The 18,137-nt window shown below is 45.4% G+C and carries 12 protein-coding genes; 6 read left to right on the top strand and 6 right to left on the bottom strand.

Annotation, left to right across the window (positions count from 1 at the left end; genetic code table 11):
- Window positions 1–153 carry a hypothetical protein gene (locus tag JN178_RS02795; RefSeq protein WP_202263450.1) on the bottom strand — a complete coding sequence of 51 codons (153 nt, stop codon included), beginning with the start codon at window positions 151–153 and terminating at the stop codon, window positions 1–3.
- A gap of 114 nt (window positions 154–267) precedes the next feature.
- On the opposite strand from JN178_RS02795, the gene JN178_RS02790 reads away from it, so the two are divergent.
- Complete coding sequence (locus JN178_RS02790; RefSeq protein ID WP_202263449.1) at window positions 268–1,107, top strand: ion transporter; 840 nt, start codon at window positions 268–270, stop codon at window positions 1,105–1,107.
- Between the two features lie 145 nt (window positions 1,108–1,252).
- Here the strand turns inward: JN178_RS02790 and prsT are convergent, their stop codons facing one another.
- Window positions 1,253–4,027, bottom strand: coding sequence for an XrtA/PEP-CTERM system TPR-repeat protein PrsT (gene prsT / locus JN178_RS02785; protein WP_202263448.1), 2,775 nt, complete (start codon window positions 4,025–4,027; stop codon window positions 1,253–1,255).
- A gap of 293 nt (window positions 4,028–4,320) precedes the next feature.
- On the opposite strand from prsT, the gene JN178_RS02780 reads away from it, so the two are divergent.
- The 3 genes from JN178_RS02780 to JN178_RS02770 all read left to right on the top strand — a co-directional run bounded on the left by JN178_RS02780 (window position 4,321) and on the right by JN178_RS02770 (window position 8,686).
- Complete coding sequence (locus tag JN178_RS02780; RefSeq protein ID WP_202263447.1) at window positions 4,321–6,132, top strand: DEAD/DEAH box helicase; 1,812 nt, start codon at window positions 4,321–4,323, stop codon at window positions 6,130–6,132.
- Window positions 6,133–6,262: 130 nt separating this feature from the next.
- Entirely contained in the window at window positions 6,263–7,648 is a 1,386-nt protein-coding gene (gene cysG / locus JN178_RS02775; RefSeq protein ID WP_159624134.1) for a siroheme synthase CysG, read from the top strand.
- Between the two features lie 84 nt (window positions 7,649–7,732).
- On the top strand, window positions 7,733–8,686 hold the full coding sequence (locus JN178_RS02770) for a hypothetical protein (RefSeq protein ID WP_232369673.1): 954 nt from the start codon (window positions 7,733–7,735) through the stop codon (window positions 8,684–8,686).
- Here the strand turns inward: JN178_RS02770 and ccoG are convergent.
- From ccoG to JN178_RS02750, 4 genes are all read right to left on the bottom strand, one after another.
- The gene (ccoG, locus tag JN178_RS02765; protein ID WP_202263446.1) at window positions 8,683–10,041 is read right to left on the bottom strand and encodes a cytochrome c oxidase accessory protein CcoG; all 1,359 of its coding nucleotides are present in this window, start codon (window positions 10,039–10,041) and stop codon (window positions 8,683–8,685) included. The two genes, JN178_RS02770 and ccoG, sit on opposite strands and share 4 nt — an antisense overlap.
- 83 nt (window positions 10,042–10,124) lie before the next feature.
- Window positions 10,125–11,570: an aminotransferase-like domain-containing protein gene (locus JN178_RS02760; protein ID WP_202263445.1), complete on the bottom strand. Its 1,446-nt coding sequence runs from the start codon at window positions 11,568–11,570 to the stop codon at window positions 10,125–10,127.
- Between the two features lie 171 nt (window positions 11,571–11,741).
- Window positions 11,742–13,139 carry a PhoH family protein gene (locus JN178_RS02755; RefSeq protein ID WP_159624142.1) on the bottom strand — a complete coding sequence of 466 codons (1,398 nt, stop codon included), beginning with the start codon at window positions 13,137–13,139 and terminating at the stop codon, window positions 11,742–11,744.
- A 289-nt stretch (window positions 13,140–13,428) separates the two neighbouring features.
- Window positions 13,429–14,175 (bottom strand): DUF4019 domain-containing protein, encoded by a 747-nt coding sequence (locus JN178_RS02750; RefSeq protein WP_202263444.1) that lies wholly within the window; start codon window positions 14,173–14,175, stop codon window positions 13,429–13,431.
- 377 nt (window positions 14,176–14,552) lie between these two features.
- Between JN178_RS02750 and rapA the strand changes: the two genes are divergently transcribed.
- Both rapA and JN178_RS02740 read left to right on the top strand, forming a co-directional pair.
- Window positions 14,553–17,396, top strand: coding sequence for an RNA polymerase-associated protein RapA (gene rapA / locus JN178_RS02745; RefSeq protein ID WP_202263443.1), 2,844 nt, complete (start codon window positions 14,553–14,555; stop codon window positions 17,394–17,396).
- Complete coding sequence (locus tag JN178_RS02740) at window positions 17,396–18,106, top strand: pseudouridine synthase (protein WP_202263442.1); 711 nt, start codon at window positions 17,396–17,398, stop codon at window positions 18,104–18,106. Before rapA ends, JN178_RS02740 begins: the two co-directional genes overlap by 1 nt.
- Window positions 18,107–18,137: the final 31 nt, after the last annotated feature.

Genomic DNA, 18,137 nt, shown 5'->3' with positions numbered 1-18,137 from the left:
CTAACGGGAAGGTGTGAATTTTTCCAACGCCAGTAAGAGCTGCTTATATTCTGCTCGAAGCGCTTCTGCACTTTGTTTATTAAGCGAAAAATTGCTGAGACGCGCAGAAACAGAACGTAATTTTTCTTGCAACAAACGTAATTCATCGTCCATGATTAGGCCCCTTATTTTCTGCCTATGCAGATATTCAACCAAACTAGTATAGCGCCATTGTGGCTTACCTCAAGCCCTTTGGTTGATAGATTGATTCTCGAGTGATTTACAAAAATGCAAGCCTCTGAACTTCAAAATAAATTTGAACGAATTCGTGCTAACAAATGGTTTGAAGCCTTCGTTATCAGCGTTATCGTGATTTCAGCGCTGTTAGTTGGCGCAAAAACCTACGAACTTCCCGCAGGGTTTTCTTCAATAACCCTGTTCTTAGATTGGTTTATCAGTGCGTTTTTCCTAACAGAGATCACCATTCGTTTTCTGGCTGAAAAACGCAAACGCTACTTTTTTAAAAGCTTCTGGAACTGGTTTGACACCTTAATTGTGATTATCAGCTTAATTCCAGCCGACGACACCGAATTAGCTCTTATTGCACGGCTAGTTAGGGTATTTAGAGTACTTAGGATGATATCAATCATTCCTGAGCTTCGCATTTTACTGGTATCACTGGTGAAAGCGCTGCCTCAACTCGGCTATGTAATGTTGCTGATGTTTATTATTTTCTATATTTACGCTGCTGTTGGCAGCACGTTATTTGAAAATATTAACCCAGTATTGTGGGGCGATATCACGATATCCATGTTGACGTTATTTAGAATAATGACGTTTGAAGATTGGACTGACGTGATGTATGAAACACAAGAGGTCTATTCACTAAGTTGGATTTTTTATCTTACGTTTATCTTCTTTACCGCATTTGCTTTTTTAAACATGGTTATCGGTATCGTGGTGAACGTGATGGAGCGCGAAAACGAAAAGGCACGCGCTGAAAAGCAAGCGGAGCTGCTCGCTGAGCAAGTAGCGCAAGGCAACGTGGAGCCAACGCTCAAAGACGTAATGGATGAACTCAAAGCCTTAAAAGCGCAGCTAAAACAGGCTGATATAGCGCCAAAATAAGCTTGCCAACTTCAGTCAAAAAAGGCCACTTCACAATAATAAATGAAGTGGCCTTTTTTATTACCCCTGACCCGTCCTAAATAGCGTTGCCGCTTGTAAAACGGTCATCGAAACAGAGAGGCTTTTATCTTGTAGGTTTTCCCCACTAGATACCATATGTGGTTTTCAAGCTGTCTACTCTGTCTTTTGACACTGATGAGGTGAACTCTCTGCTGGCAAGACGACGTTGCGCTAATTGCTTCTTATCCAGTTGCAACAGTAGCTCTACGTAATTGAGATACACTTCATCACTGGCAATAGGTTTTACTAACATTTCATCGTATAGCTTGAGCGCATCTTCTTTGTTGCCCTTTGCGATATAGATTTGTGCCAACGTATCTTTCGTTTCAGCGTTCTCAGGCTGAATAGCAACAGCACGTTTTGCCAACTCTTCGGCACGCTTCAGCTTATTATCTTCTAAATTTAAATACGCCAAATTATTAAGTACAACAAAGTTTTGGGGGTTTATCTTCAAAATGTCTTCATACGTTGTCATTGCCGCCTTTCTGTCTTTGGGCAATTGTCGCTCTGCTAACAACATACTACTTTGTATATCATTTTGATGGGACTTCACGTGCTTTTCCAAGAACGCAAACGCTTTGTCTTTCTCACCCGACATTTCGTAGGCAGCCGTTAGCAATAATGCATTATCGGCATTTTGCGTGGCGTCATATGCAGCTTCAGCGTGTGGTACAGCCTCTTGTGGTTTGCGTTCTACTAAGTGCAACCTCGCAATAACACCTCTTACAAAAGGTAATGCCCGCACCTCGTCATTCGTCGCATTAATAATAGTCCACGCCGGTTTTGCTTGGCCTAAACGACTATGAAAATAGGCTTTCAGCAAAGTAAGCTGTGCATCACTTCGCTTTTCAAGGGTTTTGTCTACAAGCGTTAAGCCGCTCGCGAATTGTTTTTGTGAATCGAGGATTAAGAGCTTACCCAATACTGCATTTTTATCTTGCGGGTAAAATGACAACCAGCGGTCAAAAAACGCGGTAGCATCGGCCACTTTGTTGGTGGCAACAAGTGCTTGCCCTTTTAGATTCCAATAAGCAATCGGCGTAGTCTCATCAGCTTGAATATCGTTTAGCAGCGATAGTGTTTTATCCAGATCACCTTCTAACGAATACATACGAGCAACGAGTAAGCGAAGCCCTGCCTCATTTGGTTGAGAAGCCAGCTGCTGCTGTGCGTAATCAATCACCTCTTTTACATTGTCTTGCTCCACAGCCAAGGCATACCACATCGATATGGCTTGCGCGTCTGTTGGAGACGTTTTAAGTATCGACTTTATCAGTGCAATGGCGTCATCTTTTTTATCTTGTGCAATTAGCAGTTTTGCTCTTGCATAAGTCACTTCAACGTCGTCCTTGGTTAATTGTGTCGCTTTATCAAGGTAATTGCTCGCCGCTTCATAGTCCGTTTGGGCAATCGCAATGCTTGCTAAATAAACCAATGGGGTTGATGCATCCGGCGTGGCTTCATGCCATGCCAGTGCTGACTGCTTTGCCTTTTCAAGCTGATTAGTGGCAATATAAGCGCGAATTAAGGTGCCTTGTGTTGTGGCTGACTGGGGCGCTTTGTCAACGGCTTGCTCGAGATTCACTATCCCTTCTATGTCGTTGAGCGACAGTTGAAGAATACCTAATCGCGACAAGTCTTCAGCATTGGTACTGACTGCCTCGGAGCGTTCCACCATTTGTTTTGCGCCCTGAACGTTGCCGTCTCTTAGCAACTGATAGCTCGCCTTTGAGAAAAGCGCAGCATCTGCGCTTTGTGCGCCTTCTACGCGGTTAAGCACTGCAAGGGCTTCATCATTTTCGCCAAGTTGAAGCATGCTGTCGGCAAGCATGCGTAATCCTGGATGGTTATCAGGTAGTCCAGATGCAATCATGGTGAGGTGGCGCTGTGCCGACTCAAAATCTTGAATTTGATAAGCACTAAAGCCTGCCACTAACCTGACGACCTGATCGCTACGCCCGTTTTGTACAGCTATTTCAAGATAAGATAGTGCATTCGCATAGTTACCCTTGGCAGACTCAATAATGCCTTTAAAGGTGTTAAGTAGTGGATGAGCGTCATTTAACTTCAACAGTTCATCAACGATTGGCTCTGCCTTATCAAGGTCTCGTTCCTCGACAAGTAGTGCGGCATAAGCAAACTTACTGGTAATGTCATTGGGGTATGCTGACACATAATCGCCGTAGACTTCCGCTGCCTTTTGCGATTCTCCCCCTTGTAGATAAAGTTTCGCGAGCTGTTGCAACACGTCTTTGTTATTTGGCGCTTGCTCACGCAATGCCTGAGTTGCGCTCAGCGCACCTTCTAAATCATTGTCTATGATATAAACGTAGCTATCGATAAGCCCTTTATAAACAGACGATGTGTCGAGTGTAGAAAGATCTTCGATTAATGTTACCGCTTCATCTTGTTTACCAAGCTGCATGAGAGCTTGAAGCTTATAAAAGCCTACTTCTGCCGATTCAACTGCTGTCATACCCTTAGCGCGATAATCTACATCAGCCAAGGCATTTTCAGCCCCTGACTGTTGATAGGCTAACGACAGCATGGGTATAACCTCGCCAGCTGACTGCCCTAACTCCATCGCTTTATTCAATTCTTTTTCAGCTGCCGCGAAATTTTGTTTTTGAAGATAGAGTTTTCCCAGCTCGAATCGAGGTTGAGGTGAATCTGGCGACTTTTGAATGGCATTTTTATATTCAACAATAGCCGCATCAAGCTGCTGGGCAGCGACATAACCGCGAGCCTCTTCTAAATGGCTCTCCATGGATTTCTCACTACACCCAGTAATGAGTGAGCTTAGTAGTAACGCGGCCACTGACATTCGTGTCACTGTTTTAATAGGCGTGTGCTTTTTCATTCTAATTCCTTGCCCTAGCTAATTATTTTTGTAGTCGTCGTATTATAGACATAAATACTGCCTATTTTTTCATCATTATTGTTCAATTTCGTGGCAACCTTGCCATTATTCGAATATAATACGGGTTTTTGCAACATTGCTGGCAAGCATATCGCGAAATACGCTAGAAATAAGCTCTTAAAACTTGCCCGAAAGGCCAGTTCATCGCTGTATAGCGTCTTGCGATACTAAACCGAAAAAGTACGGTTTAATCGTATGCCGCACCCTCCTTACTTAATGCACCAGGATCCTTAATGACCACAACTGTCGACATGACATTTAAAGACCTCAATTTACCAGAACCTATCTTACAAGCCCTTGAAAAAGTTGGCTACGAGAAGCCGTCTCCTATTCAAGCTGAAAGTATTCCGCTTTTACTTGAAGGGCACGATTTACTCGGTCAGGCACAGACAGGGACAGGAAAAACCGCTGCGTTTGCCCTGCCCATGTTGGCAAATATCGATCCTGAGCAACGTAAGCCGCAATTACTGGTATTGGCCCCAACCCGTGAATTAGCTATTCAGGTTGCAGAGGCGTTTCAGGTTTATGCGAGCTTTAGTCAAAAAATTAAAGTACTACCAGTATACGGCGGTCAGTCGTACGACAACCAAATTCGCCAGCTTAAGCGCGGCGTACAGGTTGTTGTAGGAACACCAGGCCGTATCATCGACCACATTAAGCGTAAAACGCTAGATTTAAGTGAACTTAAGTTCCTTGTTCTAGACGAGGCAGACGAAATGCTTCGCATGGGCTTTATTGATGATGTTGAGCTTATTCTTAGCCACGCACCAGAGGAGCGCCAAACTGCGCTGTTCTCGGCAACCATGCCTGGCCCAATTAAGAAAATTACTCAGCGTTACTTAAAAGACCCTAAGCACGTTAAAATTGCGTCTAAGGTAAGTACCGCAAGTACAATTCGCCAGCGTTACTGCCAGATAGCACCGCACCATAAGCTTGAAGCGCTAACCCGTATTATGGAAGTGGAAGCGTTCGACGGCATGATTATTTTCGTGCGTACCAAAACGGCAACCGTTGAACTCGCTGACAAGCTATCTGCCCGTGGTTATGATGTTGAGCCGCTAAACGGCGACATTCCTCAGGCAGCCCGTGAACGTACGGTAGAAAAGCTTAAACAAGGTCAAATTGACATTCTTGTTGCTACCGACGTTGTGGCTCGTGGACTTGACGTTGAGCGTGTAAGCCACGTTATCAACTTCGATATTCCATACGACAGTGAATCTTATGTTCACCGTATTGGCCGTACCGGCCGTGCTGGTCGTCAAGGTGATGCGATCCTATTTATCTCTCACCGTGAAAAGCGCTTGTTGTTCTCAATTGAGAAAACCACTAAGCAGCCTATTGAAGCAATGCCAATTCCTTCAATTAGCGAAATTAACGAGACGCGCCTAAGCCGCTTTAAGCAGTCGGTTGCTGAAGCAGCCCAGGACGATAGCATCGAAACCTTGATGCCAATCGTTGAAATGATTAAAGAAGAAAACGAAGCGTCGCCTGAAGTGTTAATGGCAGCACTGCTTAAGATAGCACAAGGCGATGAGCCGCTGATTCTTAAAGAGTCTGACCGTCCTGACCTTCACAGCAAGCCACCGCGTGACAGCCGTGATAGAAACAGCCGCGATGGCCGTGAGAGAAAGCCAAGAGCCCCGCGCACAAGTCGTAAGCCGGAAGAAGGCATGCAGCGTTTCCGTATTGAGGTAGGCCATGTGCACGGTGCTAAGCCGGGCAACATTGTTGGTGCTATTGCAAACGAGGCAAATATAAATTCGAAGCACATTGGTGCAATCGAGATTTATGACAACTTTAGTACAGTTGACTTACCTGATGGTATGCCGAAAGAAACACGCGACACACTGCAAGGTACTCGTGTTGCCGGCCAGCGTTTGAACATTCGCGAATGGTCAGATACACCGCCACCTAAGGGTCGTGGCGATCGTGGTAACCGCGGTGACAGAGCGCCTCGCGGAAACCGAGAAGATCGTGGCAATCGCGGAAATCGCGAAGACCGTGGCAATCGCGGCGATCGTGAAAACCGTAAGCGTAAGAACTAAATAGCAACATACTCAGTCTTTATATAACTAATAGAAATATAAAGGCTGTTTTCGTTGTTTTCTAATTAAAAAGAATTGGCGCAAAATAGTGCCAGTTCTTTTTTTTGTATTTGAAGCCAAGAAAACCTTTATGGATTACTTTCCGTTATTTCTCGATGCTAGACAACTCAATGTCCTCATTGTTGGGGCAGGTGAAGTTGCCGCACGTAAGCTAGAACTTATCATGAAAACGCCTGCTACCATTACCGTGGTTGCGCCTTGGGTTTGCGATACAGTAAAACAGCTTGCGCAAAACGAGAAGGTAACGCTTATTGAACGTGAGTTTGAAAATAGCGACCTTACCCATAAAGACATGGTTTTTATCGCCACGGATAAAGGCGATGTGAACCAGCATATTCACGATCTAGCACGTGCTAACAAAGTGCTCGTAAACGTGGTCGACAATACGCCGCTATGCCAGTTCATTACCCCATCGATTGTTGACCGCTCACCGATTGTCATTGCTATGAGCAGTGGCGGCGTGGCCCCTGTGTTGTTGCGCTATTTGCGTCAGAAACTTGAAACAGTACTGCCGGCTAATTTAAGTCGACTGGGCGCATTTTCAGAGAAATTCCGTGAAAAAGTAAAGCAGACGCTTAACGGCGTTACTGCTCGTCGATACTTTTGGGAAGACGTCCTCGATGGTGATATTGCTGAAATGGTGGAAAAAGGCCAAGACAAAAAAGCCGATGAAGCCTTTGAGCTTGCGCTGCAAGCGGCTGCAGAAGACAAAAAAGTGGAAGGTCAGGTCTATTTGGTTGGCGCAGGTCCTGGCGATCCAGACTTACTCACGTTTCGAGCCCTACGCTTAATGCAAAAAGCAGATGTGGTGGTATACGACCGCTTAGTATCGCCTCAAATTCTTGAGCTTGTGCGTCGAGATGCTGAGAAAATTTACGTGGGTAAGGCGAAAAGCAATCACACGCTCCCTCAAGATGACATTAACCAGTTAATGGTTGATGAAGCTAAGAAAGGGAATCGCGTGGTGCGTTTAAAAGGTGGAGACCCTTTTATTTTCGGTCGCGGGGGAGAAGAAATTCAAACCCTTATCCAACACGGTATCGACTTTCAAGTGGTGCCTGGTATCACAGCTGCTAGCGGCGCATCTAGCTACGCGGGTATTCCGCTAACACATAGGGATCACGCACAATCAGTGGTATTTGCAACGGGACATTTAAAAAACGGCACAATCGATCTCAACTGGCCAGCCCTTGCGCAAAAAAACCAAACCGCGGTGTTTTACATGGGCTTAACTGGCCTGCCTATTATCTGCCAGCAGCTGATTGCACATGGACTTGCACCCTCGACGCCAATCGCGTTAGTGCAGTCTGCCACTACCGAAAAACAAGCGGTGCTTACCGGTACGCTAGACAATATTGTTGAAAAACAAGAAGCAGCACAGCTACAGCCGCCGACACTCATTATTGTTGGCTCAGTAGTTAGCCTGCATGCCGAACTAGATTGGTTTAACGGCTAGTATATTTCGCGCTTAGTCGCTGAACCTTGTTTTTTTTACATAGACGCGCATACTCAACTAATGGAAGAGTTTTACAGCGTCTAAATGCTTAGGTACACCACGCTCGCATTAGCACTATTACTTTTTGCAGCTCCGCGCATGTCGTGTGCGGAGCAGTTACTGTTTGAAAAAATTAAAACAGATAATGGCATTCAGTTTAACTATGTGTGGTTAGACGCCGAAAAGACTCGTCACGACCTCTCTTTTGAGATCCCCAGTGAAACACTTGAAGATGCCCCACTTCGACAAACCAACTACAGACCTAAAATTGCACAGCGTTATGTCACCGTTGCCTTATTAAAAGAAGCAAAGTCTATTAACCCGAGAGATGCAAAAGTTGAGATAAAACCAAAGCGCGAGGCCATAGACATTAGAGTAAAAGGTTTCGATGACGAAAAAGTAGAAAACGTATTGACACACCTACAACAGATTCAACAAAACGCTTACGACGAATACCTTTACCAACACTACTTTACGCGATTTACCACGCTGTTTAACCAGCAAGCCATTAAGCCTGACCACCTCAGGTATATCGTTGAGTCGGTCAAGCCAATGGTCCCCGCTTCACAAGCGTTTTATGAAAAGATAAAAACCCACTCAGATTCTCGCGCTTATTTTTCCTTGCTGCTGAGTTGGTTACAAAGTATCCCTTACGATACCCTTGAAGATAGAGTCGCGAGTAATGGCTCAGGGTTTGCGCCTCCTTTAGGGCTTTTGATGCAAAACCTCGGCGACTGTGACAGTAAGGCAGTCCTTGCATCGTCGATGGTAAGAGCGTTTTTACCATCAACAAAAATGATAATGGTATTTTTACCTAACCACGCGTTGCTTGGCATTGCACTTACGCCCCTAGAAGGTGATGAGAAGATAGAACACGACGGTCAAACCTACGTGCTATATGACCCGACAGGCCCTGCCCAAATTCCCTTTGGGCAGGTTTCTGAGGATACACAACGTTATATTCAAACAGGCCGTTTTCAGATAGAGGTGGTCGATTAGCGAGCGTAGAACATCACGGTGTGCTGCTCGACTCTCCCCGTGTGCTTATCGATAACATCAAAGCTTACGTGAGTCATTTCCTTATTAGGAAAACGCATGGCTTCTACAGAAAAAGGTACGATGCGTTTTTCTCCTGGCGCAACAATAATGTCATTTATTTGCCTAATTCTCATATCCATGGGCGCGGTGATAGCAACAGCAAACTGTTTACTGATACGTGATTTATTGAGCAATGTAAGGGTGTACGTATTTTCTATTCGTCCAGCATTGTTCTCGCGATACAGCGTATTGCGATCGCGACTGATAGCCCCTTCAAAATCTTGTCTGTCGAATGCCCACCCAGCCATTGCAAGAATAATTGCAATAATCGCCATGCCGTACAAATAGTTGGTGAACCTACGCCCAGTTGATCTACCAGCACGAGCAAACCTAATAAGCTTACTCGCATACCCAAACTTCGCCATCACCTTGTCACACGCGTCGATACACAAGCCACAGTTAATGCATTCATATTGAATGCCATTGCGAATATCAATGCCTGCCGGGCACACTTGAACACACAAGGTACAGTCAACGCAGTCACCCAAGTTGTGGGTAGTTGAATTGCGCTTTCTAGGGCCTCGGTTCTCACCTCGTGCATTATCATAGGTTACTAGCGAAGTACTATTGTCAAACATGGCGGCTTGAAAACGAGAATACGGACACATGTGCGTGCACATTTTTTCTCTTATCCACCCCGCATTTATATAAGTACATACGGCAAAAAAAAGCGTCCACCCTGAAATAAGCGCAGGTGCAGAGAATGTCAAAAACTCGCGATATAGCTGTGTTGCCGGATAAAAATACGACATAAAAACTAACGCGGTAAGTAGACTTGTGGCGAGCCATGCAGTGTGCTTTGCACTTTTTACTGCGAATTTGCGTGGTGAGAGCGTTTGTTTGTCTAATGCTTTACTGTGATTATGTGTACCTTCAATTCGCCGCTCTATCCAGTTGAACCCGAGAGTCCAAACGGTTTGCGGACAGGTAAAGCCACACCACACTCTACCGTAATGGCGAGTGACTAAAAATAAGGTAAACGCTGCAAGTATAAATAGCAGCGCAAAAATCATAAGATCTTGTGGATACAAAACCCACTTAAAGAGTGTCAGTGTTTGTTGGCCAACATCAAACAAAATGGCTTGCTGACCTTGGTATTGCAGAAAAGGAAGTGCAATAAACAGTGCCACCAGCAGGACATTAAGGTAACGCCTTATTTTTTGATAGCGTCCTGTCTCTTCACGAATATAAATTTTGTTGTCGCCGACAGGTTCACAAACAATAATGTCTTCCTGCCTAATTTTCACCGCTGACATTGGCTTTCTCCTAGAGAATTTTGCGCCAATGGTAAAGGTTCAACAGGTTTTACATAGCTACAGTTTGGTGCTTTCTTTATAGATCAGATGCTATTTAAATCTGTACTATATTGTTCTTCTTTTGACAGTTCTTTTATGAAATGGGCTAACTTGCGAAGTTGATTGCGTCTTGCTTCATTAAGTTCGAATGAGGCATTAAGGCGAAAGCAGTGATCATATTGCTCAGTTACACTAAATAGCTTACCCGGAGCAATAGTGATATTAAGGCGCAGGGCCTCTTGGTAAACTTGCATGGCGTCTATGTGAGGTTGGCACTCAATCCATACGAAATAACCACCGCTGTGTGAGTACACGGTGGCAACGTCTTTGAGAAGTTCGCAGAGAAAATCAACCATGTCTTTTTTTCGGACGATGAGTTTTTTGCGCAGCTGCTTCAAGTGCAGTTCGTAGTTTTTCTTCGTCAGATAATCAACTAATGCCAATTGTATTGGCGCGCTAGTGGCAAGCGTACTCATTAATTGCTGCTTTTGAATACTGAGTGCGTTTTTGCCCGCAGCCACCCAACCTATCCGGTATCCTGCCACTAACGATTTTGAAAATGACGAACACAACATACTGTTGGTATTTTTAATAAAGTGTTTTATTGGCAAAGGCGCTTTGCCTTGTGCGTATAACTCAGCGTAGACATCATCTTCGATTAAGCTGACATTATAAGTATCTAGCAGACCAGCAATTCGTTGCTTAGTATCATCTGACAGTGAATAACCCAGCGGGTTTTGATAGCTACTCATTAACCAACAGGCTTTAACCGGATGATTTTGCAATGCACGCTCAAGGGCTGCCACATCTAGGCCATTTTCAGGCGTAACTTTTACAGTAATGGCTTTTAGCCCTAACCGTTGCAATGCCTGCAAGGCACCATAAAAAACAGGCGATTCAATAACAACCCAATCTCCAGGCTGCGTACAGGCCTGCAAACTTAAATTTAGCGCCTCTAGTGCGCCTGCCGTAATGATAATGTCATCGGGTGAAATACTGACCCCTCGCGCGGCATAGCGCTTAGCGATTATTTTGCGAAGCTCAAGATTACCCGGGGGTAAATTGTCCATAGCGCTTGTTAATGAGATCTGTTGAGCGGCACAAGAAATCGACTTGTTGAGGTGCTGGCGCGGATATAAAGAAGGGTCTGGATAGGCAAAACCAAGGCTAAACATATGCGGGTCGCGAGATGCCTGAAGTACCTCGTACACAAAATCATTCACGCTAACGGCATCTGAAACCTCGACTCTGCTATGTACTCTGGCAGATTGCTTAGGATCGGTAGACGCCGCTACCACAAACCCTGAGCGTGCCTTTGAGCTAATGACGCCCTGACTTTCAAGCAATTGATATGCGTGTAGCACCGTCATGAGACTAAAGCCGGTTTGCTCGGCTTGCTTTCTGAGCGACGGTAGTTTCTCACCTTTTACCCAAACACCGCGTTCGATTTGAGCGTTAATTTGACGAGCGAGTTCGTCATACTTAGCCACTAGCTGGCTCCTCTTTGTTAAACGTCCGGTTAGTAGCGCAATGTTGTTGCTATGCACGGGTAACAAGTACACAGAAGTATAACAGTTGAAATGTTGTTCTGTTATTAGAAAATAACAGAACAACACGCGAACAGCCTTCAAAAATGAAGGCTGTCATTAGACGAGGTAGCGTTACAGATTTTCTTCAGCAAAGCTCGCTAAACGGCTTCTTACCACGCCATCAAGGTTTATCGTGGCACTGCCTGAGAAATCTTTAAATTTCTCTACAAGGTAGGTCAGGCCCGATGTCACTGCCGATAGATAGTTGCTATCAATCTGAGCAAGGTTACCGCCTACAATCAATTTGGTACCTTCACCGCACCTCGTAATAATGGTTTTAAGCTGAGATGCCGTTAAGTTTTGCGACTCATCGAGTATTACGATGGCATTTTGGATACTGCGCCCGCGCATAAAGTTGACCGATTTATACTGGATGTTAGCTTTTTCCATGATGTAATTCATTGAGCCTTTGGTGTTTTCATCGTGCTTGTGAAGTACCTCCAAAGAATCAGTAATGGCAGCAAGCCAAGGCAGCATTTTTTCTTCTTCAGTGCCCGGTAAAAAGCCGATGGACTCAGCAATCTCTGGCGTACTTCGCGTTACGATAATTTTGTCGTACATATTGCGCTCTACCACCATTTCAAGCGCTGCAGCTAACGCGAGCAAGGTTTTACCACTCCCCGCCGGCCCGGTTAAAATAACCATATCAATGTGTGGGTCGAGCAAGGCATGAAGTGCCATCGCTTGCCCAATATTTTTAGGTGTTATCCCCCATGCATGACGACTCATCAAACGCTCGTAGCCTAAGTCGAGGACCTCAAGCGTATCACTTGAAATCTCTTCAATAAGGCCAGCAAACTGTTGTGACTCATCCAGTAAAAACTCATTTACGTATGCTTCGGGAAGCATGGATTTGGGTACAGTGTGAATGGTGTCGCGGCCTTCCTGTCGGCTATCTACACTTTTTACATTATCCCAAAAGTTACCTTCAAAGGTGTGAAAACCTCGAGAGAGGTATTTGATATCAGTGATGAGCTGATCGGTGCGATAATCCTCAACATGTGCAAGCCCGGCTCCCTTTGCCTTAAGGCGCATATTTAGGTCTTTGGTCACCAGCACGACCTTTTGTGGCGCAAAGGTCTTTTGTAAGTGTAAAGCCACATTGATAATTCGGTTGTCGTTTTCATTACTGGTGAAAACTTGTTGCGCTTCCACCATATTAAGGTCTGCAAATATAGACAAACTGCCTGTCGGTGCTGTTTGCCCTGCGCCTAGCCCTTCCATTGAAACGCCAGCGAGCATGTCCTCAGGGGTTGCATCGTGTAGTAAATCCTCCATTGCGCGAATAGAAACACGCGCATCGCGAGCGACGTCTTTTTTGCTGTCCTTGATGTAATCGAGTTCTTCTAACACTGTCATTGGAATAACGACGTCGTGTTCTTTAAATGAGAGAAAGGCGTGAGGTTCGTGAAGCAGAATATTGGTATCGAGGACGTAAATTTTGGTATCGGTAGAATTTTTTCTTGGCATCCTTCACTCCGGTAAATAAAGCCAGATTAGCCCAATGGCTTAAGTCACTATGACTTAGGCTAACAAGCTACAGTTCCGCTTATTGAGAAGGTGCCGCTCGAAACAGGACATCCTCCCCTACTCGCGTCGACTGAGAAGCAGTACTACACAATCTGCCTCATGAGTTCGTTGTATTTTTCGAACTCTTTCTTATTCCACCATAATGCAGAAATTCAAATTTAGCACTGTTTTTCTACTTTTATTTTTCTGCGAAGAAAATAGTACTTACCGCATTCGATGCCTACCATTTTTAACGAATAAAGTACCCAATAGTTCTGTACTGTCCATCGATATTCACCATTGATAACGTTTCTGTAGCCAGCGAGGAACTGGCGTCAAATTGGGTAGAAAACGTTAATATGAGATATTCGCCATCGGGTAAACCGGGTAACGTAGTGGGTGCTTGCGCAGTGGCAAGCTCTCTTGAGGTTGCTTCCCCCAAAGGCTTGCGCACCAGTTGCATGGCCTCAACCCATTTTGCTTGTGTCACACTGGTTTTAAAAATAGGGCCGCTTTCATCCCAGCTTTGCGCGTAACGCTGGCTATCAACTAGCAGCAACCAATCCATGCCATCTTGTAGTGTCGCATCATCAATTTGTACAAGTGCTCCTGCTTCCACCACTTTACCTTTGCTGTCAGTGGCGTTAACCGCCTGCGACCAATACATCATCACAACTAATGAGATAATCAGAGCGCCGAGAAGCCACATTAAATGTTGGCGTGATAATGAAAAACTCACCTGGTTTAACGTTGACGAATTGGCCGGTGAGGTAACATTTTGTTGCTCGTATTTATGGGGTGTTACAAGCAACATATCCGGGGTACCATCAAATGCCGCCGCAATGGCTTTGACCGACTCTTGAGAAGCTGACTGATTTTTCTCAATGCGTTGAATGGTTCTCAAGCTCAAGCCAGATACATCTGCTAAGTGCTGTTGGCTCCACGCTTTAGCATTGCGAAGTTCAATGAGTTTTTGGGTGTCTATTTTCATATCCATCTCGCGTCTCCTTCCGTTAATCGCGCCATCTAACGTTAGGAAATTTATCTCGACAGTGATACGACAGTTTTACGTTAACACTGCGACAATGCAAGCCCCGCAAGCGCTCTAGCCGTATACCAATATTCCCCCCTTTCAAGAAGCATGCATTTTGAAAAGTTGTTAAACGAAACTGAGGCTTGTTGTTTTGAAAGAGGGGCGTGAATCACTTTGCAACCTTCAAACGACATGGATGTCGTTTGAGAGCCTCATGGATGAGTTCATGCGTGTCATCGAGCCCAAGCTCGACCACACATATTAGACAAATAAGCTAGTATTAATGACTTATCACAACGCAATGCGTACAATACCGCCCCCGCAAAAAAGGTTGGTGATTTATGAGTTCAGACAGTCAATTTTCAGTAGGTCAACGTTGGTTAAGTAATACCGAAACAGAGCTTGGTTTAGGTGCCATTATTGGTGTCGATTTTCGTTCTGTAGAAGTGCTTTATCCAGCCACTGGCGATGCGCGAATGTATACCAAGCAAGAAGCGCCATTAACACGACTTATCTTTGAAATTGGCGACACGGTAAAAAGCCAAGATGGCTGGGAAATGACCATAACCGAAAAAGAAGAAAGCCAAGGTGTTTTTATATATCACGGTCTACGTGAAGATACTAAGGCTGAAGCACGTTTACCCGAAACCATGCTTGATCACCACATTCGTTTGAACCAACCAGAAAAGCGACTGTTCAGCCAACAGCTTGATCACCCGAAGTGGTTTGACTTGCGCGAGCGCGCTCTGGATTATCAATACGATTACCTTCGCTCTAGCACAATTGGGCTGGCTGGCGCGCGTATATCACTGATTCCGCACCAGCTTCATATTGCTTCTGAAGTGGGTGGCCGTCATGCACCCCGTGTGCTTTTGGCCGACGAAGTAGGCTTGGGTAAAACCATTGAAGCAGCACTTATTATCCACCAGCAATTAAAGACAGGCCGTGCAGAACGCGTGCTAATACTGGTGCCAGATTCATTGGTACACCAATGGCTGGTAGAAATGCTGCGTCGCGTTAATCTGCCATTTTCTATTTACGATGAAAGTCGCTGCGAGGCATTAGAAGACAGCGAGGCCTCTGACGAAGGCGACGTTAACCCCTTTGAGAACGATCAGCTTGTGTTATGCAGTATCGATTTCTTGAGCCAAAGTGAAAAGCGACAACAGCAAATTCAAGCCGCTAGCTGGGACGTGATGGTTGTCGATGAGGCGCACCACCTTGCATGGTCAAGCGATGCTCCTTCTGCAGAATACTTGTGTGTAGAAGCCTTGGCGAATAAAACTCCAGGGGTATTACTGCTTACTGCTACGCCCGACCAGTTAGGCCACGAAAGTCATTTTGCACGTCTTAGACTACTCGACCCTGCTCGCTTTCATAGTTACGATGCTTTCTTAGAAGAAGAATCTAAATACAGCCAACTCGCCGATGCCGTAGCACCACTTTTATCTGACGCAGAGCCAAATGATAAACAGCGCAACAAGCTGGCCGAATTCGCGCCTGATGTTATGGAGCACGCAGGTGATTTGTCTGATTCAAACAATCGACACGCGCTTTTGCATCAACTCATTGACTGCCATGGCACAGGACGAATGCTATTTAGAAACCGTCGCGCCAATATCGAAGGATTCCCAGAGCGTAAGCTAAGCGCCTATGAGCTTGCTCTTCCTGAAGTATACTCAGATGCCGTTTCAGGCGGTGACCTTACTTACTCGCTCTATCCAGAGCGAATGGCGAGTGTGGTAAACAGCTGGACCAAGCACGACCCAAGGGTCGCGTGGCTACTCGACTTCATGCAAGACGTTAAGCCAGAAAAGATCCTACTTATCTGTGCTAGCGCCCGTACCGCACAAGAGCTAGGTGAAGTGATTCGAACTCAAACAGGCATTCGACATAGCGTTTTCCATGAAGGTATGAGTATTGTAGAGCGCGACAAAGCAGCGCATTACTTTGCCGATGAAGAAGAAGGGGCGCAAATACTGTTGTGTAGCGAAATAGGTAGTGAAGGTCGTAACTTTCAATTTGCACATCACCTAGTACTGTTTGATTTGCCTATTACCCCTGACTTACTTGAACAGCGTATTGGTCGACTAGACCGAATTGGCCAGACACAGACGGTACAAATTCACGTGCCTTATTTAGCCAAAACCGCACAACACGTGTTGCTTGACTGGTACCATGAAGGGCTCAATGCCTTTGAAAAAACCTGTCCGACAGGCTCAGGCGTATTTGACGATGTGAAGCCACTGTTGATTGGTGCATGCTTACACCCTGATGATATGGCCGCCCGCGACGAACTGGTCAACATGAGTATTACGCTTAATAGCCAGCTTGTAGCGCAACTTGAAGCTGGACGAGACCGTTTGCTTGAACTTAATGCCTCGGGTGAAGGACGTGTCGAACAACTGCTTGAAGATATTATTACGTTGGATAGTGAGCAAGATTTATCGCGCTTTATGGGGCGTGTTTTCGACGCCATAGGCGTTCAACAAGACGAAAAAGGTAACGACTGCTTCATCCTTATGCCAACGGAATCCATGGTTAGCCAGTTACCAGGACTCGATCCTGAGGGCATGACAGTGACGTACAAACGCCGTGTGGCTACTACACTAGAGAACGTGCAGTTCTTAAGCTGGGACCATCCGCTAGTGCATACTGCAATTGATGTGGTGCTTACCGATGTGCACGGCAAAAGTAGTATGGGCTTCATCGCTGAACCTTCGCTGCCTAAGGGGGCCTATTGGATAGAAGCGCTTTTTGTATTGCACGCGCAAGCGCCAAAAGCACTTCAATTAGGTCGCTTTTTACCGCAAACACCGGTAAGAGTGTGTCTAGATGCTCAAGGCAAACCGTCTGATTTAAGCTTTGATGTAAAACGCAAAGTAGGCCGAAAAATATCAGCACAGCTAATTAAAGCGCTACAACAGCCGCTTGAATTAGCGATAGAAAAAGCGCGTAAACTTGCGCATCAAGAAGCAAACCAAAAGCAGCACGATGCGCTAGCAACTATGCACAATACGCTAAATGGCGAGATTCAGCGATTAAGAGATCTTAAAAAACGCAACCCTGCAGTGCGCGACAGTGAAATAGAATTTATCGAAACCCAAATGAATGCGTTAGATAAAGTTATTCAAGAAGCAGATGTCCAGCTAGACGCACTGCGCATAGTGGTGAATAACCCTTAATGGCAAATCCAAGTTTTGAGTACAAACCACCCATGATGCCTTATCTCGATTTCCTTTATCGAGATGAGGACATCGTTGTGGCACATAAGCCCAGTGGACTATTAAGCGTACCGGGCAAGGCAGCTGAGCATAAAGATGCGTTGATCACTCGGGTCAACGCTGTATTGCCAACTGCCACAGTGGTTCATCGACTCGATATGGCCACATCGGGCATTATGGTGATGGCGTTGAACAAAGACAGCCATCGCCATATCTCCAAGCAATTTGAGCTTAGAAAAACAAAAAAGCGTTACTTTGCCAGCGTCTTTGGCCATATAGCTCAAGATAGCGGCGAAGTAGATTTGCCGTTAATTTGTGACTGGCCTAATAGACCAAAGCAGATGGTTGATTTTGAACGGGGAAAACACGCGTTAACGCACTTTGAAGTAGTTGATCGCATGTATGATACAAACGGACATCCCTTTTCACTTGTTGCGCTTTACCCCATTACCGGGCGCTCACATCAGTTGCGGGTACATATGCTAGAACTTGGTCACCCTATTTTGGGTGATAGGCTTTATGCACATGACAGTGCTTTGGCCATGGCTTCACGCTTGCAGTTACACGCTGAGAGCTTATGCTTTACTCATCCATCTACTAAGCAATGGCTCAACTTTCAATGTCCAGCGCCGTTTAGTCATGTTCGCGCCGAGCCACTTTCTCAAGACTAAATCACGCTAGGAATAAACGCTGGGCAGCGAA

The sequence above is a fragment of the Alteromonas sp. KC3 genome (assembly GCF_016756315.1).
In the GTDB taxonomy this organism is placed as follows: Bacteria; Pseudomonadota; Gammaproteobacteria; order Enterobacterales; family Alteromonadaceae; genus Alteromonas.
The sequence above is the reverse complement of the archived record's forward strand: the minus strand, read 5'-3'. Positions and strand labels throughout refer to the sequence as shown.